Origin of the sequence: Cryptosporangium sp. NPDC048952 (genome assembly GCF_043197895.1) — a bacterium.
In the GTDB taxonomy this organism is placed as follows: Bacteria; Actinomycetota; Actinomycetes; order Mycobacteriales; family Cryptosporangiaceae; genus Cryptosporangium.
Genome location: NZ_JBICTY010000001.1, coordinates 1,608,018 through 1,630,609 on the forward strand (window position 1 = coordinate 1,608,018; position 22,592 = coordinate 1,630,609).

The window sequence follows — 22,592 nt, forward strand, 5'->3', positions numbered from 1 at the left end:
AGGGGAGCACGATGAGCCAGCTCGAGTACCAAGTCGCGTTGTCGGACGAGATGGTCGACGCCGCCCAACAGCTCGAAGGCATGCGCTTACGCGTCGAGCCGTGGAACGAAGAAGCGACGCTCGACACGATCCGGCACTACGCGCACGGCATCGGCGACCCGAACCCCCTCTGGAGCAGCGAGGCCTACGCCAAAGAATCGGTGTTCGGGGACGTGATCGCACCGCCGACGTTCCTCTACTCCGCATACGACGGCGCGATCGGTCTGGGCTTCGAGGGCGTGCAGCCGATCTACGCCGGTACGGAGTGGACCTTCCACCAGCGGGTCCGGCGCAACGACCGGATCCGGGCCGAGGCAGTGATGGGACCGGCGACCGTCCACTCCGGAGGCATGGCGCCGCGCTTCGCCATTCAGCGAGTCAACATCAGTTACCTCCGGGTCGGTGATGACGCTCTGGTGGCCGAGGCTGTCGCCTCGACCTTCCGGGTGCCGCGGGCAGGGGCCGATCAGGGTCTGCGGTACGAGGCACGTGCGGCCGAGGAGTACACCGACGCCGACTTCGAGCGGCTCGGCCGGGAGGCGCGCGAGGAGCCGATCCGTGGTGCCGAGACGCGCTACGTCGAGGACGTGCGGGTCGGAGATCCGATTCCGTCCGTGCTCAAGGGCCCGCTGCAGCAGATCACGATGACCGCCTACTACGCCGGCTGCATCGGCTCGCCGGGCTACAAGGCCGACGAGATGAGCTGGTGGTACCGCTACTGGGCGGTCAACGAGCCCGAGCGACTGCCCAACAACTACGACCCGACCTACTTCTCGGAGCGTGTCCTGCCGAGCCTGGGTCACCAGAACGCCGAGGTCGCTCGCGAGATCGGCATGCCGGGTGCGTACGGCAACGGTCCGCAGAAGTGCGGCTGGCTCGCTCACCCGGTGACCAACTGGATGGGCGACGAGGGTGAGCTCAAGCAGTACGCCGTCCGTCTGCGACGGCCGGACATCTTCGGTGACCTCTCCCGGTGCAGCGGCACCGTGACCGCGGTCGACCCCGCGTCGGGCGAGGTGCGGATCGCGTTGCGGGCCGTGAACCAGGCGGACGAGCTGACGGCCGAGGGAAGCGCAGTGGTCGAGCTTCGGCGTCGCGGCACCCGCTGACGGGTCACCCGAGCCCTACGACGGAAGGGATGCAGTGTCCACGACGGTGCAGATCCTGTTCAACAGCTTGTCCAGCATCGCGCTGTACACCCAACTCGCGCTCGGGTTGTCGGTCTTCCTGGGCGTGTTCGGAATCATGAACTTCGCCCAGGGCGACTTCGCGACGGTGGGCTCGTACGCGATCTTCAGCGTGATGGCCGCCGCCGGGATCGGCGTCTACGTGGCAGCGGCGATCGGACTGATCGCCGGAGGCATCCTGGGGCTGCTCTTCTATTTCGTCATCGTCAAAACCCTGCGGAACGCCCCCCAGGTCAACCAGATCCTGGCCACGTTCGGGGTAGGCCTGGTGCTGCAGGGCCTGATCCAGTGGCGGTACACGGCCACCCCCAAGTCGATCCCGGTGAGCAAGGACAAGCTGACGGTGGGCGGCGCCACGGTGCAGACGACGACGCTCGTCAACATCGCGGTCGCACTCGTTCTGATGGCCTTGCTGTTCGCGTTCCTCTACCGCACCGGAACGGGCCGGCAGATCCGGGCCGTGTCGCAGAACCGGGTCGGAGCCTCGCTGATCGGCATCGATGCCGGTCGGGTCTCGATGATCGCGTGCGTGGTGGCCGGGGTCCTCTCGGCCGGGGCGGCGCTGGTCATCCTCGACACGTCGTTCCTCACTCCCACGGTCGGTTTCGAATCGATCTTCAAGGCCTTCACCGTGGTGGTCGCCGCCGGGCTCGGGAATCTCCGTGGTGTCCTGGTCGCTGCGGTCGCGCTCGGCGTGGTCGAGTCGTTCGTCCAGTACGCGATCAGCGATGCGGCCGGTCAGTTGGTCGGCTTCGCGCTGATCGTGGGGATCCTGCTGATCCGTCCGACCGGTCTGCTCCGGGCGCAAACGGTGTGAGGGGACGGAGCAGGCCCGTCGGGCGGACGGGCCCGCTCGGTGGGCTACTTTCGGTCGATCACGGAAGCGAGTACGAGAAGGGGGCGGCCGGATGATGCAGTCCGACGCGGAACACACAGGTGAGGCAACATCCCGCCGGACGCAGATCTTGGACGCTGCGGTCGTGCTCTTCTCCCGAACCGGATACCACACGGCGACGATGGAGGACATCGCCGAGGCCGTGGGCATCGCCAAGCCCACGCTGTATCACTACTACAAGTCCAAGTCCGACATCCTGGCCGACATCCATGAGTCCTTCGTCCGGCGGGTGATTGCCAAACATCGGTCGCGGGCGGCTCTGGTGTCGTCGCCGCGCCTGCAGTTGCTCGGGATGATGCAGGACATCTTCGAGTTCCTCGAGGGCAATGCCAGCCACGTCCGAGTGTTCTACGAGCAGCAGGCGGAACTCGCTCCGGCGAAGCGGGAGCTGATCCATGACCTGCGCGTGGAGTACACCCGGGCGATGGAGGACGTGATCGAGGCAGGCATCGACGCCGGCGAGATCCGCAAGCTCGATCCCGTGCTGGTCAGCCGGGCCATCTTTGGCATGTGCAACTGGAGCTACCAGTGGTACCGGTCGTCGGAGTTCGGCTCGGGCGCGGACGTCGCGGCCTTCATGTGGGAGCTGATCTTCGGCGGCATCCAGGGGGGTGCGGCCCCGAGCGGCGCGGCCGTCAACGCCAAGCCGCGCAAACGGGCCAGATAACCGGGCCGACGTTCGAGGAGGAACCATGGCCAGTACCCGTGTCATCCCGCTGGACTGCGGATACATCACCGACGTCGAGCACTCCGGCCAGCAGTACCTGCGGGGCTTCGGACAGCACATCTGCACCCAGGCGGTGCTGTGGCTGGTCCAGTCAGTGCACGGCACGGCCGTCGTGGACATCGGTCCCGGAACGCCGGAACTGGTCAAGGAGCGGCACGGGCGGACTCTGGTCCAGGCGCCGGATCAGCATCCCTTGGCCGCGCTGGAGCGGCTCGGCGTCAAGCCGGAGGACGTCGACGTCGTGGTCCAGACCCACTTGCACTGGGATCACTGTCTCGGCCTGGATCTCGAATTGTTTCCCGGTGCGGACATCTTCATCCAGCGCGCGGAACTGGCCTACGCGGCCGCTCCGTACCCGGCCCACGCGGGGCTCTACGACGCCACCGTGCTCCACCGGCTGCTGCCGGCCTTCGACCGCGGCTATCGCAACGTCAAGGTGATCGACGGGGACTTCAAGCTGTTCAAGGACTGTCTCCTGATGAAGACGCCCGGCCACAGCCCGGGTACCCAGGCGACCCTGGTGACCACCGACTCCGGAGTGGTCGCCATCGCCTCGGACAATCTGCCGCTCCAAGCATCCTGGTCCGGGCGGACGCTCGAGGACTGGATCCCGCCCGGCGTCCACGTCAATCTCGACGAGTTCTACGCGAGCATGACCCGCCTGACGGCTGCCGCGGACGTCGTGTTGCCCAGCCATGACGCCAGCGTGCTGGGCCAAATCTTCGACTGACCAGTCGATCGAGTTGTCGGTCTGAGTTTCGACAGACGTTCCTGCCTGCATGCCCGGGTGAGGGCGGAAGCGGGTTCCGGTCTGCCTATCCGCTGCAAAATGCGGATTTTCGACCCGCCGAATCGAGTATTGACAGCGTGTGGACAGGTACTGAAACTGAGCCCGACCGACTGGTCGGTCGACAGACTTCCTGTGAGGGTGAGGCGTCATGTTAAGACGAGCAGCAACGGTGCTGGCTTCGGCGGTCGTGTTGTCCAGCGCGGTCGCGGCCTGTGGGTCGGGCGGGGGCGCTGCCTCCACCTCGGGTGACATCGAAATCGGCGTCTACGCGCCGCTGAGCGGAAAGCTCGCTTCAGCGGGAACGGTGCTCGCCAACGGGATCAAGCTGGGAATCGACCAGGCCAACGCGGCCGGCGGTATCGACGGCCGGAAGATCCACCTGAACGTGGTCGACGACACCGGCACGCCGTCGACAGCGGTTACCGTGGCGACGCAGCTGGCCGGCGACAAGAAGACCGTCGCCGTGATCGGGAGCTTTGGCTCCAGCATCGGGATGCCGTCGTCGGCGGCGCTGGAGAAGGCCCGGATTCCCAACATCCAGGCTGAACTCTCGACCCCCGCCGCCGTCGACCGCGGATTCAAGTACCTGTTCAACACGTATCCGCTGGGTACCCAGACCGAAGATCAGACGTTCCTGACAGCGGTCAAGAACAAGCAGATGACGCCGAAGCGAGTGGCGCTGATCTACCTCGACTCGCCGTTCGCCACCGCCTCCGCGGCTCACGTCGCCGAGCAGGCCTCGGACGCCGGGTTCTCGATCGTGAGCGACGAGAAGATCCAGGCGACGCAGTCCAGCTACGCGTCGACCCTGACCAAGGTCAAGGCGCAGAACCCGGACACGATCTGGCTGGCGGTCAACCCGGACGAGGCCAAAACGCTGCTCTCGAACATGCAGCAGATCAATCTCAAGCCCACGAATCTCTACGGCGAGGGCAACCCGCTCATCGATCCGACCGTGACGGCGGCGGTCGGCACCCTCACCGAAGGCGTACTCGTCGGGACGCAGTGGTGGCCGGGCTCGCCGACGAAGGCGAACGCCGACTTCCTCAACGCCTACAAGGCCAAGTACGGCGAGACGCCGGGCCAGATGGGGCCCGGCGGGTACCAGGCGGCGCAGATCCTCGTGGCGGCGCTGAAGACGTTGAAGCCGGCCGAACTGACCCGCGACAACCTGCGGAAAGCTCTGGCGAACCTGCAGAGCACCGACACGGTCTACGGCCCGGTCACGTTCGGCTCGAACGGCCAGCTGGAGTTCAAGTCGCTCTACCTGCTGCAGATGCAGGGCGGCACGGCCAAGGTCATCCTGCCCGCTGAGCAGGCGACCTCCGGGACGAAGCTCATCGGCTACCTCGGCAGCGCGTCCTGACCGACCGGCGTCCGGCGTCGAGGACCACCGACCGAGGAGGGATCACCAAAAATGACTACCAGTGCTCTGCAGCGCGAGGTGGAACACCACCCGCCTCGGCGGGCCGGTGCGCCGGTCGGTCGGTTCCACTCGGTGCGGGGAACCGGCGCAGGTGTCGCCGTATTGCTCGTCGTCACCGTGCTGGTTGCGGCCTCCGGCGACCCGTTCGGAGCGAGCTATTGGCTGACGACGTTGATGGTCGTCACGTTTGCCGTCACCTGGAACCTGATCGGCGGGCTCGGCGGCCAGCACTCGTTCGCCCATCCGATGATGTTCGGCCTGGGAGCATACGCCGCGACCGCCATGCTCATCTCTGTTCCCGGTGCGCCGTTCTGGGTGGACGTGCTCGTCGGGGCGGCGGCGGCCACGATCTGCTCGATACTGCTGACGCCGGCCTTCCGGGCCCGCGGACCGTACTTCGCGATCCTGACGCTGGCCGCTTCCGAAGGTCTGCGAGTCGCCGGCAACGCGTTCTTTCCGGGTGGGAGTTCCGGGCAGTACGTGCCGATCGAGAACAGCCCGACCGCGCAGACGGCGCTCTACTGGGGCATCGGAATCACGGCCGTCGCAATCGCCGTGCACTTCTACTTCGACCAGCGGCCGATCGGTAGCGCGCTCCGGATGCTCGCCATCGACGAGTCGGCCGCGGCGGCGATCGGGGTGCCGACGACGCGGGTGAAGGTCATCGCCTTCACCGCCGGAGCCCCGATGATCGGTGCGTTCGGGGCGGTGTACGTGGCCTCGAACACCTTCATCGACCCGGACACGGCATTCGACTTGAATTTCGCCGTGCTGGCCGTGCTGACCACACTCCTGGGCGGCAGCGGACTGCTCTGGGGCGCGGTGGTCGGCGCGATCGTGTGGCAGGCGCTGGCGCAGCGTATTCATGACTCCGGCCTGCCGCCCGGCCTCTCGATCATCGTCAACGGGCTCGTCTTGTTGCTGGTCATCCTGTTCATGCCGCAGGGCCTCGTCGGCACGGCCATCCGCTGGTTGCCCGAGAAGCTGCAGACCCGGCTGGCCGCGCGTCCGAGCGCCTGGACCCGGAAGGTGGACGCGTCGTGAGCGGCGAGCCGGTTCTCCGGGCCGAGGGGCTGTCCAAGCGTTTCCAGGGGCTGCAGGCTCTCGACGACGTGAACCTGCACGTCAATGCCGGTGAGGTCCTGGCGCTGATCGGCCCCAACGGGGCCGGCAAGACGACGTTGTTCAATGTGCTCGCCGGACGGCACCGCCCGACCTCCGGCCGTATCTTCGTCGACGGACGGGACGTCACCGCCGGCTCGCTCCGGCGCCGGGTGCAGACCGGGGTGGCCGCGACGTTCCAGATCCCACGGCAGTTCGACGAGGTGACGGTCGAGGAGGCGGTCGGCCTGGCCGCCCGCTACGGACGGCCGAAGAACCGGTCGACGGTGCAGGCGGACTCGGTCCAGCGGCACTGCCAGGAGTTCTCGCTCGATCCTCGGGCCCAGATCGGCCGTCTGGACCTGCATTCACTGAAGATGCTCGAGATGTGCCGGGCAGTGGCGGTCGCGCCGAAGGTGCTGCTGCTCGACGAGGTCGCTTCCGGTCTGGATCACGGGGAGCGGGAGGCGATCTCCGCGATGGTGGCGAGACTGGCCGCGACTGGCTGCGCCGTGATCGTCGTCGAGCACAGCGTCGAGTTCGTCCGCAGGCTGTGCTCGCGTGCGGTTGTCCTCTCGTTCGGCCAGGTGCTGGCCCGGGGGACCGTTGACGAGGTCCTGGCGGACGAAGCCGTGGCCAAGGCCTACCTGGGACAGGTGTCCGATGAGTCTGCTTGAGATCGAAAACTTGACGGCAGGGTACGGCCGGATCTCGGTGGTCCGGGACCTGTCCTTCAGCTGCGATGCCGGGGAGATGGTGCTGTTCCTCGGCCCGAACGGCGCCGGCAAGACGACCCTCCTGCGGGCGATCTCCCGGATGTGCGACGTCACGTCCGGCCGGGTGGCGATCGGCGGCGCGGACGTCTCCGCCGCGCCGACCCACGAGGTCGCCCGGCAGGGCATCGCGCACGTGCCGGAGGGACGCCAGTTGTTCCCCCGGATGAGCGTGATCGAGAACCTCGACCTCGGCTGCCGGGGCGCGGCCCGGCGACGCCGGGCCGAACTGGAGCACTACGTGCTCGATCTGTTCCCGGTGCTCGGCAACCGCCGTACGCAGCTGGCCGGAACGCTCAGCGGTGGCGAGCAACAGATGGTCGCTATCGGTCGCGCGCTCATGTCGGATCCGCGAGTGGTTCTGCTCGACGAGCCGAGCACCGGACTGGCGCCCGGAGTGTTCTCCACCGTGCTGACCGCACTCGGGCGCATCGTTGCCGACGGCAAGGGTGTCGTGCTGGTCGAGCAGGTCTTGCCGTCCTACCTGCCGGACAGCGGCACCGGGTACGTCCTGACCGAGGGCCGCATCACCCATCGGGCTCCGCTGAGCAGTATCGCCGAGATGGACAACCTCTGGGAGGTCTACCTCGGCGTGGCCAACGACAAGGGCTGAGACCAGCCGTTCTCCACAGACCGTTCCCGCGACACCCGCTCCGGGCGCCGCTGTCTGTAGAAGGAGTTCCCGCATGTCCATCGAGACCCCGGCGGCGCCCTATCCGACCCTGCTGAGCCCGTTGAAGCTCGGCCCGCGGACGGCCCGCAACCGCACCTGGATGACTGCTCACAGCACCCACCTGGTGAAGGGCAATACGTTCAGCCAGGAGCACATCGACTACTACGTCGAGCGAGCCAAGGGCGGCACAGCGGTCATCACGATGGAGGCGATGGCCGTCCACCCGACCACACAGCCCTACGAAGGCATGCGCGTCCACGCGTTCGAGGAGACGGTGGTCGAGCCCTACAAGCAGATGAAGGCCGCGCTGGCCGAGCACGACACGCTCGTGATGGCCCAGCTCTGGCACCGTGGCCGGCAGACCCACGGTGTCGTGAGCCGGCTCCCGGTCTGGGCGCCTTCCGCGGTGCCGTGCGGGCTGTTCCGCGAGATCCCCCACGAGATGACCCACGCCGACATCGACGAGATCGTCGAGCACTACGTTCGGTCGGCGCGCTACGCCGTCGAGGGCGGGCTGGACGGGGTCGAGATCCACGGCGTCACCCACGGCTACCTGCTCGGTCAGTTCCTTTCGCCGGCGACGAACCATCGCAGGGACGAGTACGGCGGCTCCCTCGAGAACCGCATGCGCATCGTTCTGCGGATCCTCGACCAGATCCGCGAAATCGTGCCCGCCACGATGATTTTGGGCATGCGGATCAGCGGCGACGAGGGCCTGGAGAACGGTCTGGGCAACGCGGAGTGGGTCGAGATCGCTTCGCGCCTCGCCGCGACCGACAAGCTCGACTATCTCTCGGTCACCCAGGGCAACTACCTCGACCGCATGAAGATGTACATGGTGCCGCCCGGCCCGCGTGGTTACCAGGTCGACGCCACCGCGAACATCAAGCGGGCGGTGGGCGATCTGCCGGTCGTCGTCGTCGGCCGGATCACCACACCGGACCAGGCCGAGGACATCCTGTCCGCCGGCAAGGCCGACTTCATCGGCATGGCCCGGCAGCTGATCACGGAGCCGAACTGGCTGAACAAGGCCGCGGCCGGCAAAGCGAACACGATCCGGCCGTGCGTCGGCGCGAACTGGTGTCTGTCCACGGTCATGTCGACGCGCTTGGCCTGCGCGCACAACCCAGCAGTCGGCGTCGAGCGCAAGCTCGGCACCGGCACGCTCACACCGGCCGAGCACCCGAAGGAGGTCGTCGTCGTGGGCGGCGGCCTGGCGGGACTACGGGCCGCGTACACGGCGTCGAAGCGGGGTCACTCCGTCGTGCTGTTCGAGGGCCGGTCCGAGCTCGGTGGCCAGGTGAACCTGCTGCGCGGCACCTCGTACGAGGAGTACGTCGGCATGACCGACTGGTTGATCGAACGGATCGCCGAGTCCGACGTCAAGGTGCGGCTGAACGAGTGGGTCAGCGGCGACGACTGGTACCTGCCGTACGACCACGTCGTCCTGGCTGCGGGGGCGGACTTCTTGAAGACGGGCATCAGCGCTGTGCAGCCGTTCCGCTGGCAGGAACCCGGTACCGAGGTACGGGGCATGGACCAGTTCAACGTCTTCACTGTCGAGGAGACGCTGCGGGCCAAGCGCGGCGACATCGCGCACCGGGCCGTCGTCTTCGATGACACCGGCACCCGGGAGCCGATGATCGCGGCCGAGCAACTGGCCCGGAGCGGCCACCCGGTCCGGTACGTCACCCGGCTCAACCAGGTGGGCCCGGATCTCGCCGGCAACCGGGACCAGGGCCCCTTCTACAGCCGGCTACGCAAGCTCGGCGTCGAGTTCACCACCCGGACGATCATCGACGCCCTCGACGGCGACGAGCTGACCCTCCGGGACCTGGACACCGACGAGACGTTCGTCTGGGGCGAGGTGGACGCACTCGTGGTCTCCACGGGTAAGGCCGCGCGGACGGGGCTCGCGGCGCAGCTCGAACGGGTCGGCTTCACCGACGCCTCGGTGGTGGGTGACTGTCTGGCTCCCCGCCGGTTCTTCAACGCGACGTGGGAAGCCGAGCTGGCGGCGCGGGCGATCTGATGGATCTCATCAAAAGCCTTGTCGAGCCCACCGGCGTCGTTCTGGTCGGTGCGTCGTCGGATCCCCGCAAGTCCTCCGGCCGATCGCTGGCCTACCTCCAGCGGTACGGCTACCGCGGCCGGATCCAGGTGGTCAATCCGCGGCACGACTCGGTCGCCGGGGTGCCCTGCGTACCGGCCATTTCCGCTCTCGAACCCGGCAGCGCGCAGGCAGCGATCGTCAATCTGCCGGCGGAGCGGGTGACGGAGGCGCTGACGGGGCTGGCCGCGGCCGGCGTCGAGACAGCCGTCGTCATCGGAAGCGGCTTCGAGGACCACGCCGGTGGACCGCGGCGGCAGCTGGAAGCGTTCCTGACCACGCCTGGCCGGCGGATGCGCGTCATCGGCCCGAACTGCGTCGGCACGATGAGCATCGCCAGCGGGACGCACCTGAACTTCTCGAGCGTGCTGCAGACGACCACCCCGAAGCGGGGCGGGGCGGCCCTGGTGACGCAGAGTGGGGCCAGCGGCAATGGCCTGCTGATGTCTCTGCTGCGCCGGGGTACCGGCCTGGCGCACTGGTTCAGCACCGGTGACGAACTCGACGTGGGCGCGATGGAGCTGGTCGCGGGTCTGCTGGAACGCGACGAGGTGGACCGGATCGGGCTGTTCCTCGAGGGCATCACCGACGTGGACTGGCTGCCGCGCGTCCGCGAGTTGGTGGAGGCCACGGGCAAGCACGTCTTCCTGGTCAAGGTCGCCGACAGCGACCTGGGCAAGGTGGCAGCCGGCGGGCACACCGGGCGGGTGGTGGGCTCCAAGGACATCTCCGGAGCAGTCCTGGCACAGTCCGGGTTCCGGCGGTTGCCGGGCCTCGCCGAGTTGGCCGACTGCCTGGTCGTGGAGCAGGTGGTCGGGCAGTTGCCCGCCGGAGCGAAGATCGCCGGAGCCTCGGTATCCGGAGCGGGCGGGGTCGTGCTGGCCGATCAGGTGCGCGCCGCCGGCACGCTGGCACTGCCCTCGTTCGGCACCGCGACGGCGACGGCCGTCTCGGCGATCAGCGGCGGGCGCGTCGCCGCGACGAACCCACTGGACGTCCCGTTCCTGGGGGAAACCGTGGTCTTCACCGACCTGCTCGTCGAGCTGTCGGAGCGGGGCGGGTGCGACGTCGTCGTCGGAGTGGCGTCGAGCCTGGCTCACGACCGGGAGGCGATGGTCACCGCGCTCAGCGCCCGCCCGGCCGACGCGGCGCCGATCGTCCTCACCCATCTGAGCGAGGACGATCCGCTCGACCCGGATCTGATCGCGAAGCTCGCCGACGCGAACGTCGCCGTGGTACCGACACCGGAGCGGTCGATCGGCGCGCTGGCCCGGACCGTCAGCGGTACCCCGGAAGCCGCGGCCCCGGCCGGCGGTGGACACGGGCCGATGCTCGGTCTGGAAGCGGTCGCCGCGGTCCTGCCGGCCGACTTCCCGTGGTCGCGATGGCGGCTCGTGTCCGACGAGCACGAAGCCGCCGAAGCCGCCGAAGTCTACGGCTTCCCGGTCGCGATCAAGGCCGCCGGACGGACGATCACGCACCGCTCGGACCTGGGCGCGGTCGAGCTCGTCCGGGACACCGCAGCGTTGCACGCGGCGTACACCAGGGTCGCCGCGGTATGCGCGGAACACGGGGACGCAGTGGTCGTGCAGCAGGGCGTGCCGAGTGGACAGGACCTCCTGCTGGCCGTTCTCCGCGATCCCGAGTACGGGCTCACCGTGGTGCTGCGGCCCGGCGGCGTGCTGGCCGAACTGCTCGACGAACAGGTGGTGCTCTGGCACGCCTGGGACGCCGCGAACCGGTCTGAGACCCTGCGCGCATCCCGGGTGGGCACGCTGCTCAGCGGCTATCGCGGCGGGGCCCGCGGCGATGTCGAGGCGCTCGAGCACCTGGTGGAGACCGTGCTCACCGCGTTCGCGGCGCACGATCTGCCGTTCGCCGAGTTCAACCCGGTCGTCGTCGCGCCCGGCGGTGTGTACGTGCTCGATGCGCTCGCGGCGCAAGCCTGATAGCCGAGCCCAGCGCACTGGTGACCGGAGGGACGCTCTCAGCGAATGGACGACGTACACGATCGCGGCCGACCGCTGAACCGGATGGGCGGCGGTCTTTACCACGCGTGATCCGGCGAGAACAGGAGACAGAGATGGACAAGGTGGTTTGCGATCCCGCTGCGGCGATCGCCGACATCGGTTCAGGTGCCCGGCTATCGGTGGGCGGATTCGGGTTGTGCGGCATTCCGAGCGTCCTGATCGGAGCGCTCGTCGACGCCGGCGTGACCGACCTGGACGTCGTGTCCAACAACTGCGGTGTGGACGACTGGGGGCTCGGGCTGCTGCTCAGCCGGCACCGGATCCGGCGGATGACGGCCTCCTACGTCGGCGAGAACAAAGAGTTCGAGCGGCAGTACCTCGCCGGCGAACTCGCGGTCGAGCTGGTGCCGCAGGGCACTCTGGCCGAGAAGCTGCGTGCCGGAGGTTCCGGCATTCCGGCCTTCTTCACCCCGACAGGTGCGGGCAGCCAGGTCGAGGAGGGTGGTCTGCCCTGGCGGTACGGGCCCGGCGGAGCGATCGTCGCCCGGAGCGGGCCGAAGCGTACCGAGCAGTTCGACCTGGCCGGCCGTGAGCGGACCTGCGTGCTGGAGGAGGCCATCACCACGGACTTCGGGCTCGTCCGGGCGTGGAAGGGCGACCGGCACGGCAACCTCGTCTTCCGGCAGTCGGCGCGCAACTTCAATCCGCTCGCGGCCATGGCTGCGGCGGTCACGATCGCCGAGGTCGAGGAACTCGTCGAGCCCGGGGAGCTGACCCCCGACCAGATTCACTTACCGGGGATCTTCGTGCACCGCGTCGTGCTGCTGACTCCCGAGCAGGCTGCGGACAAGCGGATCGAGAAGCGGCGCACCCGCCCCCGGCCGGCGGACGCCGTTGCGGCCGACGGCGTCGCCGCGACCGCTGTCCCGGCCGGATCGCGAATCGGGCGCACCCGAGACGAGATGGCGGCCAGGGCGGCGGCCGAGCTGTCCGACGGGGATTACGTCAACCTGGGCATCGGCATCCCAACCCTTGTCCCGGCCCACGTGCCCGACGACGTGGAGATCGTGCTGCAGTCCGAGAACGGCGTGCTGGGCACCGGGCCCTACCCGTATCCGGGCGAAGAGGACGCAGATCTGGTCGACGCAGGCAAGGCCACCGTGACCTTGCGGCGGGGTGCGTCGATCTTCGACTCGGCCCTGAGTTTCGGCATGATCCGGGGCGCGAAAATCGACGTCGCCGTCCTCGGAGCCATGGAGGTCTCCGCCGCGGGCGACATCGCCAACTGGATGGTGCCCGGCCGGCTGGTCAAGGGCATGGGCGGCGGAATGGACCTGGTGAGCGGAGCCAAGCGCGTCGTCGTGGTGATGGACCACACCGCCAAGGACGGCTCGCCGAAGATCGTGGAGACCTGCAGCCTTCCCCTGACCGGCCGGGCCGTGGTCGAACGGATCATCACCAACCTCTGCACGTTCGATGTCACGGCCGATGGCCTCGTGTTGCGGGAGATCGTGGACGGCGTCACGCTCGACCAGGTGCGCCGGGCCACCGCGCCCGACTTCACCGTTGATCCTGATCTGTGTTGAGCCCGGGCTGGGCGCCCGGCGGCTTCCGGTCAGCGAGCGCGGGGGCACGCTGACGAGCGGCCGTCCGGCGAGGACTGTGGTGGGGGTTTCCCTACCACCGCCACACGGATGACCGTCTGCCCGGCGGCCGCGCCCGAGAGAAGGCTTCGGTCATGGAGCTGAACCACACCGCGGTCGTCGACCTACGGGGCGTAACCAAGACGTATCCAGGCGGCACGCGTGCTTTGTCGGGCGTATCGGTGGCCTTCGAAGCTGGGACGTTCAACGCTGTCATGGGACCGTCCGGGTCGGGTAAGTCGACGTTCCTGCACTGCGCGGCCGGGCTGGACCGACCCGACACCGGGCAGGTGCTGCTGTCCGGCGACGAGATCAGTGGCCTGCGTGAGCCGCGGCTCACCCGGGTCCGCCGGACGCGGGTGGGTTTCGTTTTCCAGTCGTACAACCTCTTGGACTCGCTGTCGGTGTGGCACAACGTGCTGCTGCCGCAGCGGCTGGCCGGCGTCCGGCCGGACAGGCGCTGGGCGAAGGAGGTGATCCGACGGGTAGGCCTGGCCGGACGGGAAGATGCCCGGCCGGCGCAACTGTCCGGTGGCCAGCGACAGCGCACGGCGCTCGCCAGGGCGCTGGCCGCTCGTCCACGGGTGATCTTCGCGGACGAGCCGACCGGCGCGCTGGACCTGTCGTCCGGTCGTGAGGTGCTCGCGCTGCTGCGCGAGGCCGTCGACGAACTGGGCACGACGATCGTGATGGTCACGCACGACCTGGCTGCGGCGGGGTGGGCGGACCGAGCAGTCTTCCTCGCCGACGGACGGGTCGTCGCCGAACTCGCCGACCCGACCGCCGAGAAGGTCGCGGCGCAGATGATGGCGGTGAGCCACCGATGATCCGCGTCGCGCTCGGGACGCTGAGCCGACACCGCGGCGCCTACCTCGGGACGTTCCTCGCCGCGTGTCTGGCGATCGCGCTGCTGGCGGCCGGCGGAACGCTGCTGGCCTCGGTGCTCACCGCGAAGCCTCCGGCGAACCGGTTCGACGCCGTACCAGTGGTCGTCTCCGGCGCGCGGGAAGTCAGTATCACGACGACGACGTCCAAGAAGGACAAGGTCAAGACGAAGGTCAAGACGGAGCGCCTCACCGGAGCGGGGACCCTGCCACTCGGTTTGGCGCGGCAGATCGCGGGTCTGGCCGCAGTGGGCGCCGCCGTCCCCGACTACGCATTCGCCGCGCGGGTCCTCGACTCGGAGGGACGTCCGCTCCGGGGCGCGCAGGACGCACCCGTCGTCGGACACGGATGGAACTCGGCGCGCCTGACCCCATACCACCTGGTCGACGGCCGCGCGCCACGCTCTGGCGAGGCGGTCGTCGACGCCGACCTGGCCCATCGGGCCGGAGACACGCTGAGCGTGACGACCAGAACCGGCGTTCGGACGCTCCGTGTGTCCGGAACCGCAGCGCCGGACGGTCGGGACGCGCTCCCGGCCCAGGCCGCGCTGTTCGTCGCGGACGTCGACGTCGCCGAGGTGTCGGGACTGTCCGGGCCGACCGCGGTGGCGGTGTTTCCGGCGGCGGACGTCAGGAGTGGCGCGCTCGTGGCTGCGGTGCGCGCCGCCGCGGCCGGCGCCGAGGTCCTGACCGGAGACGAACGCGTGCGGGCTGATCTCCCCGGCGCTCAGCCCGACTACGTCGCTCCGATTTCGATCTTCGGATTCGTCATCGGAATGACCGCGTTCGCCGCTGCCTTCGTGCTCACCGGCACCGTGACGCTGAGCGTGCAACAGCGATTGCGGGAGCTGGCGCTCCTGCGCACGGCCGGGGCGACGCCGGGACGACTGCGCCAGTTGCTGGGCCTGGAAAGCGCTTTGTTGGCCGTCGTGGCTGCGGTCCCGGGCCTGCCGCTGGGCATTGTCATGGCCTGGATAGTGGCCGCGCGCTTCCGGCATCTCGACGCGGTTCCGGCGCAGTTCGTCGTGCGGGTGTATCCGCTGGTGCTGCTCGCGGCGGCGGGCGCGGGCATCGTCGTGACGTTCGTCGCCGCCCGGCTGGCCGGACGACGAGCGGTCAGGATCGCCCCGACTCAGGCGCTCGTGGAGACGGCGACGACCCCCACCGGCGGCATCGCGGTCCGCGTCGCGCTCGCGGCGGTGACGTCGGCCGGCGCGGTCGCGCTCCTGACGTTCGTTCCCCTGGACGGCCCACTCGGCATGGGCATGAGTTTCGTGGCCACGGCGCTCCTGCTCTGCGCGGTGGCGGCACTGGGCCCGCCGCTGACCCGGGTCTTGACCGAGCCGGTCGCCCGGCTCATCGGTACCGGGGGGACGACCGGCTGGCTGGCCGGCCTGATCACCCGCGCCGAGCGCCGCCGGGTCGCGGCGGTCGCCGTTCCACTCGTGCTCATGTTCGCGATCAACGCCGTGATTTTGCTGAACAGCGCTCTGCTCACCGACCTGACCGCAGCCGAGCAGGCGGCCCGCACGGCACCGTCGACCGCCCAGGTGTCCGCGCCAGGCGGGTTGCCGCTGGCGGCGGCCGCTCGGATCAGCGCCGTGGACGGTGTCACCGCCGCCGCCGCCACTCTGCCGACCAGGGCCGTCGTGGCGAGCGGCGGAAAGCCGGAGGACTACGCCGCGCAGGGCCTCCGCACGTCCGGCACCGGGCTGGTGCTCGACGTCGACGTACGCGAGGGAGCGCTTCGCGGCGCCGGGACGTTCGCGGCGAGCGCGTACCTGGCCGAGCACTACGGCTGGCGCGTCGGTGACCGCATCGACATCTGGCTGGCCGACGGTCACCGGACGACGTTGCAGCTCGCCGCGGTCTACCAGCGGTCCCGCGGCTTCGGTGACATGATCCTGCCCGCCGACGACGTGGCAGCCCACGATCCGGTCGGACTGGTCGGCTCGATCGCGGTGCGCTACCGGGGGGATGTCCCCGATCGTCTGCGTGATGCGCTCCCCGGCGTCCTCATCGAACCGACGGCTGACGCCGCACCCGCCGCGGACGCGCGGAATCAGCAGGGAGCGTGGGAGCTGATGGTCACGATCTCGCTCGGTTTCACCGCGATCGCGGTACTCAACACGTTCGCCATCGCACTCGCGGCCCGCCGGAGAGAGTTCGCCGACCTACGGCTCGCCGGTGCCACGACCGGACAGATCCGCCGCCTGGCCGACCGGGAGGCGCTGATCACGGTGGCGGTCGGTCTCGTGCTCGGAGCCGTGGTGACCGGGGCGGTCGTCGGCAGGTTCAGCATCGCGCAGGACGGGACTTTCCGCCCGGTCGTCGACGCGGGCACCTACCTGGTTCTGCTCGGGGGTGTCGGTGCGCTCGGACTGCTCGCCGGGGCGCTCCCGGTTCGGCTGCTGCTGCCCGGCGACGGGCTGCCGGATCTGGTCGCCTGATCACCAGGCGATCGCTGGTGGCTACGATCGACGCGATGGTGGGAGCGACCGCCCGGGCCGTGGCGTATCTGGCCGGCAGCCTGTTCGTCGGAGTGGCCGGCTTGGCGTGGACGCTCGTCTCGGTGCTCGGCGTCACGCTGGTCTCGCTCACCCACCTCGGTGGTCCGACGTTCCTGGCCGCGGCCTGGGTCACGCGCCGGTTCGCAGGCTTCGAGCGACGCCGGGCCCGCTGGGTGGTCGGCTCACCGATCGACCCGCCGTACGTCCCGATCTCCGGTGCGACGATCGGCCAGCGGGTCAGCGCCGTGGCCGCCCAACCGGCCACGTGGCGGGACGTGGCGTGGCTGGCCGGGCTCTTTCCGCTCGGCCTGGCCGGCGGCGTCACCGCGCTCGTCGTCGTGGTGGTCGACGTCGGTGCGATCACCGCGCCCCTGTGGGCCTGGGCGGTGCCGAACCCACACGCACCGTTCCCGGCCGACCCGCTGATGACCACGGTGGCGGGACGATTCGGGATGTCCGGCCTCGGTCTGACGCTGTTTCCGTTGGTCGCTTGGGTCCTGCCGACGGTCGGCCGGCTGTACGGCCGGGCGGCCCGAGCGCTGCTGGGGCCCGGTGCTCACCGGCAACTCGTCGAGGAGGCGACCCGGCTGGCCGAGACCCGCCGTCGGGTCGTCGATGCGCAGGCCAGTGAGCTGCGCCGGATAGAACGCGATCTGCACGACGGCGCCCAGGCCCGGATCGTGGCAGCCGGCATGACGCTCGCCCTTGCGGCCCGGAAACTGCGGTCGGGGCCGGCCGGCGCGGCCGCTGACGTCGAGCTGGCCCGTCATCAGCTCGACGAGGCGCTCACCGAGCTACGGCGGCTGGTCCGCGGCATCCACCCACCGATCCTCACCGACCGAGGTCTGCACGCTGCGATCGCTGCGCTCGCCGGCGACAGCCCCCTGCCGGTCACGGTGCTCGGGAGCGAGGCCGATCGGTACCCAGCGGCGGTGGAGTCCGCCGCGTACTTCGTCGCGGCGGAGGGCCTCGCGAACGCCAGCAAGCACGCTGGCTCGACGCAGTGCAGTGTGTCGCTGTATCGCGTCGGCGACACGGCGCACGTCCTCGTCACCGACGACGGTCACGGCGGCGCCGATCCGGCCGGCTCCGGTATCGACGGGCTCCGCCGCCGCGTCGAAGCACTCGACGGCACACTCGAGCTGACCAGCCCACCCGGCGGCCCGACCGTCCTGCACGCGGAGCTCCCATGCGCGTTGTGATCGCCGAAGACCTGCTCCTGCTCCGCGAGGGGCTCGTGCGGCTGCTGACCGACACCGGACACAGCGTGGTCGCTGCGGTCGACACCGCTCCGGCGCTCCTCGACGCGGTCGCCGAGCACCGGCCGGACCTGTCGATCGTCGACGTGCGCCTCCCGCCCGGCTACCGGGACGAGGGTCTCCGTGCCGCCCTCGACCTCCGTGCCTCCGAACCGCGTCCATCGGTGCTCATCGTCTCGCAGTACGTCGAACGTGCCTACGCCACGGACCTGCTCGCCGACGGTCACGGCGGGGTCGGTTATCTACTGAAGGACCGGATCACCGCATTGGACGACTTCTTGGACGCCGTCGACCGCGTGGCGGCCGGAGGCACCGCGATGGATCCGGAGGTCGTGCGGCAACTCGTCACCCGCCACCATCGCCGGAGCGGCCTGTCCGCGCTGACGCCGCGGGAGCGGGAGGTTCTCGGTCTGATGGCGCAGGGCCTGTCGAACTCCGCGATCTGCTCAGCCCTGTTCCTCGCTCCGGTCTCGGTCGAGAAGCACATCACGAACATCTTCACGAAGCTCGAGCTCCTTCCGGCCGAGGACAGCAATCGGCGCGTCCGCGCAGTGCTCACCTACCTCAACGGATAGCGGCCTTCGACCGCGCGACTCCTCCGCTGTCGCCGCCCAGGAACACGTCCTTCCGTGATCGGCCGCCGAGGCCACCTGCCCCGTTCCGGGCCCCGTCGGCATCGCGGACGTACGCCCCACCATTTCAGCCATGCACGCAGGGGAGTCTTGAACCTCCCTGCCCCGGCGGTCAATCTTCCGTTGCCTGCCCAAACGACTTTTCTCGCGTCGAAGTCGGAACAGTCGCCCGGGCTCGTCCTAGTCGCCTGCCGAGGTCCTCCGATCCCGGTCGGGAGCGAGGAGGAGAGCAGTGGACCCCACGGCTACTACGGAGAACGATCCGCATCCGTCCCCTCTGGGACATGCGACGGACCGTCAACGGACCTTGTTGAAAGTCACTCGGAGCGAGGGACGCGTCTCGGTGACGGAACTCGCCGACCGATTCTCGGTGTCGGCGGAGACGATGCGCCGCGACCTTTCCGCGCTCGAAGCGCGAGGTCTGGTGCGGCGCGCCTACGGGCTGGCCTATCCGGTGGAGACGGCGGCCTACGAGTCCGACCTGGTTGCGCGCGAGTCGGCGCACTCCGGAGAGAAGGAGAGGATCGCTGCCGAGGCGGTGCGCCATGTCGGCGACGCCGAGACCGTCTTCATCGACGAGGGATACACACCGCAGCTCATTGCCCGCCTGCTGCCGGACCAGCGGTTGCACGTCGTCACTGCGTCGCTGCCGATCGCCTCGGCGCTGGCCGGTCGCACGGACTACACGGTTTACCTGCTCGGGGGACGGTTGCGCGGAACCACTCTCGGCACGGTCGACCATTGGGCGACGGAGATGTTGAGCCGGTTCGTCATCGACCTGGCGTTCATCGGTGCGAATGCCATCTCCCGTGATCATGGCCTCACGACCCCCGATCCTGCTGTCGCCGAAGTCAAGGCCACTGCGGTGCGGGTATCGAGGCGAAGGGTCTTCACGGGCGTCAGCCAGAAATTCGCGGTCTCGAGCTTCTGCCGATTCGCAGAAGTCACCGACTTCGACGTCATCATCAGCGATCGCCGGCTGTCGTCGTCCGAAGCATCCAAAATCGCTGCCCTCGGCCCGGCCGTGCTGCGGGTGTGAAACGGGCGCCGGTTCGCTCGCGACCGGGCACATCTCGCGTCGCCGATGACTGGTTCCGCACGGAAAGAGCCAAGTGGCGACGACTGAACCGGGCATCGATTCCGGGCAGTGCGGAATTGCTCGGAATTGGCTCCTCGGACAAGTATCGACGACACGTTCGCATTCCTGCGAACGTTCCCCCCGCACGAATTGAGTTCCCGAATGCAAGCAGTCGTGATCGATCGCACCGGAACAATGGAAGTTCGGAGTCTGCCCGACCCCGTGCCCGGTCCGGGGGATCTGGTCATTGCTGTTCGTGGCGCTGGAATTTGCGGTACCGACATTCATCTCATCGACGGCGACTTGCCCTATCAGCGGTTCCCGGTCGTCCCGGGTCACGAGTTCTACGGGGAGGTCGTCGCTACCGGTGCCGAGGTCGACTCCGCGCTCGTCGGAACGCTGGTGGCAGTCGATCCGAACATCGCCTGCCACGCCTGTGCCGAGTGTCGGCGTGGCCGGAGCAACCTGTGCCTGAACTACGAGGCCCTCGGCGTCACGCTCGACGGGGGCACCGCGGAGCTCGTCCGCGCCCCGGCGAAGCTGGCCTACCAGTTGCCCGGCGACATCACCCACGCCGGCGCGTTACTCGTCGAGCCGCTTTCGTGCGCCATCCACGGACTCGACGTGTTACCGCGGCGGGTCGGCGATCGGTACCTCATCTACGGCGCGGGCACGATGGGGCTTCTCGTCGGCCTGCTCGCCGGTGACCTGAGCCCGGAGCCGGTCGCAATCGTGGAGCCCAATCCGCGTCGCCGCGCGGTGGCTCAGTTGCTCGGCCTGGCGGCCGTCGCCCAGCCCGATGACCTCGACCAGCAGTGGGACTCGGTGATCGACTGCACCGGCGTCGTCAGCGCGATCGAGGACGGCCTGACCCGGGTTCGCCCGGGCGGCACCTTCCAGTGCTTCGGGGTGGCCCAGACCGAGGCCGTGGTCAAGGTCCGGCCGTTCGAGGTCTATCGCAACGAGATCTCGATCGTCGGCAGCATGGCCGTCCTGCACAGCTTCGACCGCGCCATCCGCATCGCGCGGGCCTGGGGCGACCGGCTGGCCCCCCTGGTCACCCACCAGTTCTCGCTCGGCGAGTACGCCGAGGCCGTATCCACGTTCCGTGCCGGCGACGGTCTGAAACTCGCGATACACCCCAATGGAGAGGTTTCATCATGACCATCCCCCTGCGCATCTTCGCCGCCCTCTCGACGTCAGCACTGGTCATCGGCGGTCTCGCCGCCTGCACGAGCGACGACACGGCGACGACCGCGAAATCCGGCGACTCCGGGGCCATGACGATCCAGTTCGTCAACCCGCTCCCGAGCTACCCGACCTGGAAGCAATTCGGCCAGTGCATGAAGGAGCAGGCCGAGACCCGTGGAGCCGACCTCACCGAGAGCGGGCCGACCGGGCAGGCGATCGACGGGAACGCCATGATCCAGCAGGTCCAGCAGGCCATTGCCAACAAGAAGGACGCAGTGGTCACGATGCCGGTCAGCGACGGCTTCGCTCCACTGCTCCAACAGGCCCAGAAGGCCGGCATCCTGACCGGCACGATCTACGGACCCGGCGGCGCGGACAGCGGCGCCGACTACAACATCGGTCCCGACTGGACCCTCATCGGCCAAACCGTCGTGGGTGCGGTTGCGGCACTGCCGGGTAACCACGTCCTCGGACTCGTCGCTCCGGCGAACACCGGACTCGGCAAGTCGTGGATGGACGGCGTCAAGGCCGCGGCCGCCAAGACCGGCAACGTCAAAATCGTCGGTGAGGTCTACACGGGCGACGACGCGACCAAGGGGTTGCCGCAGGTCACCGCGCTCCTGACGGCCCACCCGGACATCACCCAGATCGTCACCAACATGGGTACGACGACACCCGGCGCGACGGCGGCCATCAAAGCCAAGAACCTCAAGGGCAAGGTCTTCCTGACCGCGGTGGGCCACGAGAACGGCGGCACCGAGGCGATCAAGGACGGAACGGCCAATCTCATGCTGCTGGAGGACGTCTGCTCGGAGGGGAAGCGGATCGTCGACGGCATCGTCGACCTCCACGAGAAGAAAACTCCGCAGAAGGTCGCCGTGCAGGTCGCCGTGGTCGGCCAGGACAAGGTCCAGGGCTACCTCGACAAGGGCTGGGTCTGATGGCCGCGGCGACCCTTCAACTGCGGGGAGTCCGCAAGTACTTCGGCTCGGTGTCGGCGCTCGAAGACCTCCGTCTCGACGCGTACGCCGGGGAAGTGCACGCCATCGTCGGTGACAACGGCGCCGGCAAGTCCACGATGATCAAGATCATCTCGGGCATCCACCGCGCTGACGAGGGCCAGATCCTCGTCGACGGCGACGACCTGGCGAACGTCAAGTCGACCGCCGAGGCGCAGGGGCGGGGGATCGCCGTGGTCTACCAGGATCTCGCGCTGGTCGAGTGTCTCGACATCGCTCACAACATGGCGCTCGGCAACCTCCCTCGCAAGTTCGGCGTCGTGCTCGATCGGCGGCGCATGGAGCGGGAGGCGGCCCAGGTGCTCAAGGACCTCAACGTCCGCGTCGGCAACGTGCGCACGCCGGTCGGGTTGTTGTCCGGAGGGCAGCGGCAGGTCGTGGCCATCGCCCGCGCCGTGCGGATGGATCGGCCGATCGTCCTGCTCGACGAGCCGACGGCCGCGCTCGGAGTCCAGGAGACGGCGCACGTCGGCGAGATCGTCGACGGGCTCCGGGCGTCGGGCAAGGCGATCATCATCGTCAGCCACGACCTGGATTTCGTCTTCTCGCACGCCGACCGTGTGACGGTCCTCCGGCTCGGCCGGACCGTCGGCACCAGGCGAGTATCCGAGGCCACCCGCGAGGAGGTCGTCGGCATGATCACCGGCGCTCTCCCTGCCGATCACGAGGGCGAGGTGGCGTGATG

19 protein-coding genes are annotated in these 22,592 nt (G+C 69.0%); all 19 read left to right on the forward strand.

Going from position 1 to position 22,592, the window contains the following annotated elements; all coding sequences use genetic code 11:
* Positions 1-11 precede the first annotated feature (11 nt).
* The 19 genes from ACGFY5_RS07660 to ACGFY5_RS07750 all read left to right on the forward strand — a co-directional run bounded on the left by ACGFY5_RS07660 (position 12) and on the right by ACGFY5_RS07750 (position 22,590).
* The gene (locus ACGFY5_RS07660; RefSeq protein WP_392718405.1) at positions 12-1,148 is read left to right on the forward strand and encodes a MaoC family dehydratase N-terminal domain-containing protein; all 1,137 of its coding nucleotides are present in this window, start codon (positions 12-14) and stop codon (positions 1,146-1,148) included.
* A 34-nt stretch (positions 1,149-1,182) separates the two neighbouring features.
* Entirely contained in the window at positions 1,183-2,043 is an 861-nt protein-coding gene (locus ACGFY5_RS07665) for a branched-chain amino acid ABC transporter permease (protein ID WP_392718407.1), read from the forward strand.
* A gap of 91 nt (positions 2,044-2,134) precedes the next feature.
* The gene (locus ACGFY5_RS07670) at positions 2,135-2,788 is read left to right on the forward strand and encodes a TetR/AcrR family transcriptional regulator (RefSeq protein WP_392718409.1); all 654 of its coding nucleotides are present in this window, start codon (positions 2,135-2,137) and stop codon (positions 2,786-2,788) included.
* A 25-nt stretch (positions 2,789-2,813) separates the two neighbouring features.
* On the forward strand, positions 2,814-3,578 hold the full coding sequence (locus tag ACGFY5_RS07675) for an N-acyl homoserine lactonase family protein (protein WP_392718411.1): 765 nt from the start codon (positions 2,814-2,816) through the stop codon (positions 3,576-3,578).
* 208 nt (positions 3,579-3,786) lie between these two features.
* Positions 3,787-5,004: an ABC transporter substrate-binding protein gene (locus ACGFY5_RS07680; RefSeq protein ID WP_392718413.1), complete on the forward strand. Its 1,218-nt coding sequence runs from the start codon at positions 3,787-3,789 to the stop codon at positions 5,002-5,004.
* A 51-nt stretch (positions 5,005-5,055) separates the two neighbouring features.
* On the forward strand, positions 5,056-6,108 hold the full coding sequence (locus ACGFY5_RS07685) for a branched-chain amino acid ABC transporter permease (protein ID WP_392718415.1): 1,053 nt from the start codon (positions 5,056-5,058) through the stop codon (positions 6,106-6,108).
* Complete coding sequence (locus ACGFY5_RS07690; RefSeq protein WP_392718418.1) at positions 6,105-6,842, forward strand: ABC transporter ATP-binding protein; 738 nt, start codon at positions 6,105-6,107, stop codon at positions 6,840-6,842. Before ACGFY5_RS07685 ends, ACGFY5_RS07690 begins: the two co-directional genes overlap by 4 nt.
* Positions 6,829-7,551: an ABC transporter ATP-binding protein gene (locus ACGFY5_RS07695; RefSeq protein ID WP_392718420.1), complete on the forward strand. Its 723-nt coding sequence runs from the start codon at positions 6,829-6,831 to the stop codon at positions 7,549-7,551. Before ACGFY5_RS07690 ends, ACGFY5_RS07695 begins: the two co-directional genes overlap by 14 nt.
* A gap of 73 nt (positions 7,552-7,624) precedes the next feature.
* Positions 7,625-9,643, forward strand: a complete 2,019-nt coding sequence (locus ACGFY5_RS07700) for an FAD-dependent oxidoreductase (RefSeq protein ID WP_392718422.1) — start codon at positions 7,625-7,627, stop codon at positions 9,641-9,643.
* Positions 9,643-11,670 (forward strand): acetate--CoA ligase family protein, encoded by a 2,028-nt coding sequence (locus ACGFY5_RS07705; protein WP_392718424.1) that lies wholly within the window; start codon positions 9,643-9,645, stop codon positions 11,668-11,670. The genes ACGFY5_RS07700 and ACGFY5_RS07705 overlap by 1 nt, the downstream gene beginning before the upstream one ends.
* A 134-nt stretch (positions 11,671-11,804) precedes the next feature.
* Complete coding sequence (locus tag ACGFY5_RS07710) at positions 11,805-13,277, forward strand: 3-oxoacid CoA-transferase subunit B (protein ID WP_392718426.1); 1,473 nt, start codon at positions 11,805-11,807, stop codon at positions 13,275-13,277.
* A gap of 152 nt (positions 13,278-13,429) precedes the next feature.
* Positions 13,430-14,161 (forward strand): ABC transporter ATP-binding protein, encoded by a 732-nt coding sequence (locus ACGFY5_RS07715; RefSeq protein ID WP_392718428.1) that lies wholly within the window; start codon positions 13,430-13,432, stop codon positions 14,159-14,161.
* Positions 14,158-16,668 carry an FtsX-like permease family protein gene (locus ACGFY5_RS07720; RefSeq protein ID WP_392718430.1) on the forward strand — a complete coding sequence of 837 codons (2,511 nt, stop codon included), beginning with the start codon at positions 14,158-14,160 and terminating at the stop codon, positions 16,666-16,668. Before ACGFY5_RS07715 ends, ACGFY5_RS07720 begins: the two co-directional genes overlap by 4 nt.
* 17 nt (positions 16,669-16,685) lie before the next feature.
* Positions 16,686-17,930 carry a sensor histidine kinase gene (locus ACGFY5_RS07725; protein WP_392718432.1) on the forward strand — a complete coding sequence of 415 codons (1,245 nt, stop codon included), beginning with the start codon at positions 16,686-16,688 and terminating at the stop codon, positions 17,928-17,930.
* Positions 17,918-18,562, forward strand: coding sequence for a LuxR C-terminal-related transcriptional regulator (locus ACGFY5_RS07730; protein WP_392718434.1), 645 nt, complete (start codon positions 17,918-17,920; stop codon positions 18,560-18,562). The genes ACGFY5_RS07725 and ACGFY5_RS07730 overlap by 13 nt, the downstream gene beginning before the upstream one ends.
* 289 nt (positions 18,563-18,851) lie before the next feature.
* Positions 18,852-19,658, forward strand: a complete 807-nt coding sequence (locus tag ACGFY5_RS07735) for a DeoR/GlpR family DNA-binding transcription regulator (protein WP_392718436.1) — start codon at positions 18,852-18,854, stop codon at positions 19,656-19,658.
* 234 nt (positions 19,659-19,892) lie between these two features.
* On the forward strand, positions 19,893-20,861 hold the full coding sequence (locus tag ACGFY5_RS07740; protein ID WP_392718696.1) for an alcohol dehydrogenase catalytic domain-containing protein: 969 nt from the start codon (positions 19,893-19,895) through the stop codon (positions 20,859-20,861).
* Complete coding sequence (locus tag ACGFY5_RS07745; protein WP_392718438.1) at positions 20,858-21,829, forward strand: sugar ABC transporter substrate-binding protein; 972 nt, start codon at positions 20,858-20,860, stop codon at positions 21,827-21,829. The genes ACGFY5_RS07740 and ACGFY5_RS07745 overlap by 4 nt, the downstream gene beginning before the upstream one ends.
* On the forward strand, positions 21,829-22,590 hold the full coding sequence (locus ACGFY5_RS07750; protein ID WP_392718440.1) for an ATP-binding cassette domain-containing protein: 762 nt from the start codon (positions 21,829-21,831) through the stop codon (positions 22,588-22,590). Before ACGFY5_RS07745 ends, ACGFY5_RS07750 begins: the two co-directional genes overlap by 1 nt.
* The last annotated feature ends 2 nt before the right edge of the window (positions 22,591-22,592 follow it).

Bases quoted from the DNA above. Each gene is read 5' to 3' on its own strand.
- ACGFY5_RS07750 (WP_392718440.1), top strand. From the start codon at position 21,829: ATGGCCGCGGCGACCCTTCAACTGCGGGGAGTCCGCAAGTACTTCGGC.
- ACGFY5_RS07730 (WP_392718434.1), top strand. From the start codon at position 17,918: ATGCGCGTTGTGATCGCCGAAGACCTGCTCCTGCTCCGCGAGGGGCTC.
- ACGFY5_RS07745 (WP_392718438.1), top strand. From the start codon at position 20,858: ATGACCATCCCCCTGCGCATCTTCGCCGCCCTCTCGACGTCAGCACTG.
- ACGFY5_RS07715 (WP_392718428.1), top strand. From the start codon at position 13,430: ATGGAGCTGAACCACACCGCGGTCGTCGACCTACGGGGCGTAACCAAG.
- ACGFY5_RS07720 (WP_392718430.1), top strand. From the start codon at position 14,158: ATGATCCGCGTCGCGCTCGGGACGCTGAGCCGACACCGCGGCGCCTAC.
- ACGFY5_RS07695 (WP_392718420.1), top strand. From the start codon at position 6,829: ATGAGTCTGCTTGAGATCGAAAACTTGACGGCAGGGTACGGCCGGATC.
- ACGFY5_RS07685 (WP_392718415.1), top strand. From the start codon at position 5,056: ATGACTACCAGTGCTCTGCAGCGCGAGGTGGAACACCACCCGCCTCGG.
- ACGFY5_RS07710 (WP_392718426.1), top strand. From the start codon at position 11,805: ATGGACAAGGTGGTTTGCGATCCCGCTGCGGCGATCGCCGACATCGGT.
- ACGFY5_RS07740 (WP_392718696.1), top strand. From the start codon at position 19,893: ATGGAAGTTCGGAGTCTGCCCGACCCCGTGCCCGGTCCGGGGGATCTG.
- ACGFY5_RS07700 (WP_392718422.1), top strand. From the start codon at position 7,625: ATGTCCATCGAGACCCCGGCGGCGCCCTATCCGACCCTGCTGAGCCCG.
- ACGFY5_RS07680 (WP_392718413.1), top strand. From the start codon at position 3,787: ATGTTAAGACGAGCAGCAACGGTGCTGGCTTCGGCGGTCGTGTTGTCC.
- ACGFY5_RS07660 (WP_392718405.1), top strand. From the start codon at position 12: ATGAGCCAGCTCGAGTACCAAGTCGCGTTGTCGGACGAGATGGTCGAC.
- ACGFY5_RS07705 (WP_392718424.1), top strand. From the start codon at position 9,643: ATGGATCTCATCAAAAGCCTTGTCGAGCCCACCGGCGTCGTTCTGGTC.
- ACGFY5_RS07675 (WP_392718411.1), top strand. From the start codon at position 2,814: ATGGCCAGTACCCGTGTCATCCCGCTGGACTGCGGATACATCACCGAC.
- ACGFY5_RS07670 (WP_392718409.1), top strand. From the start codon at position 2,135: ATGATGCAGTCCGACGCGGAACACACAGGTGAGGCAACATCCCGCCGG.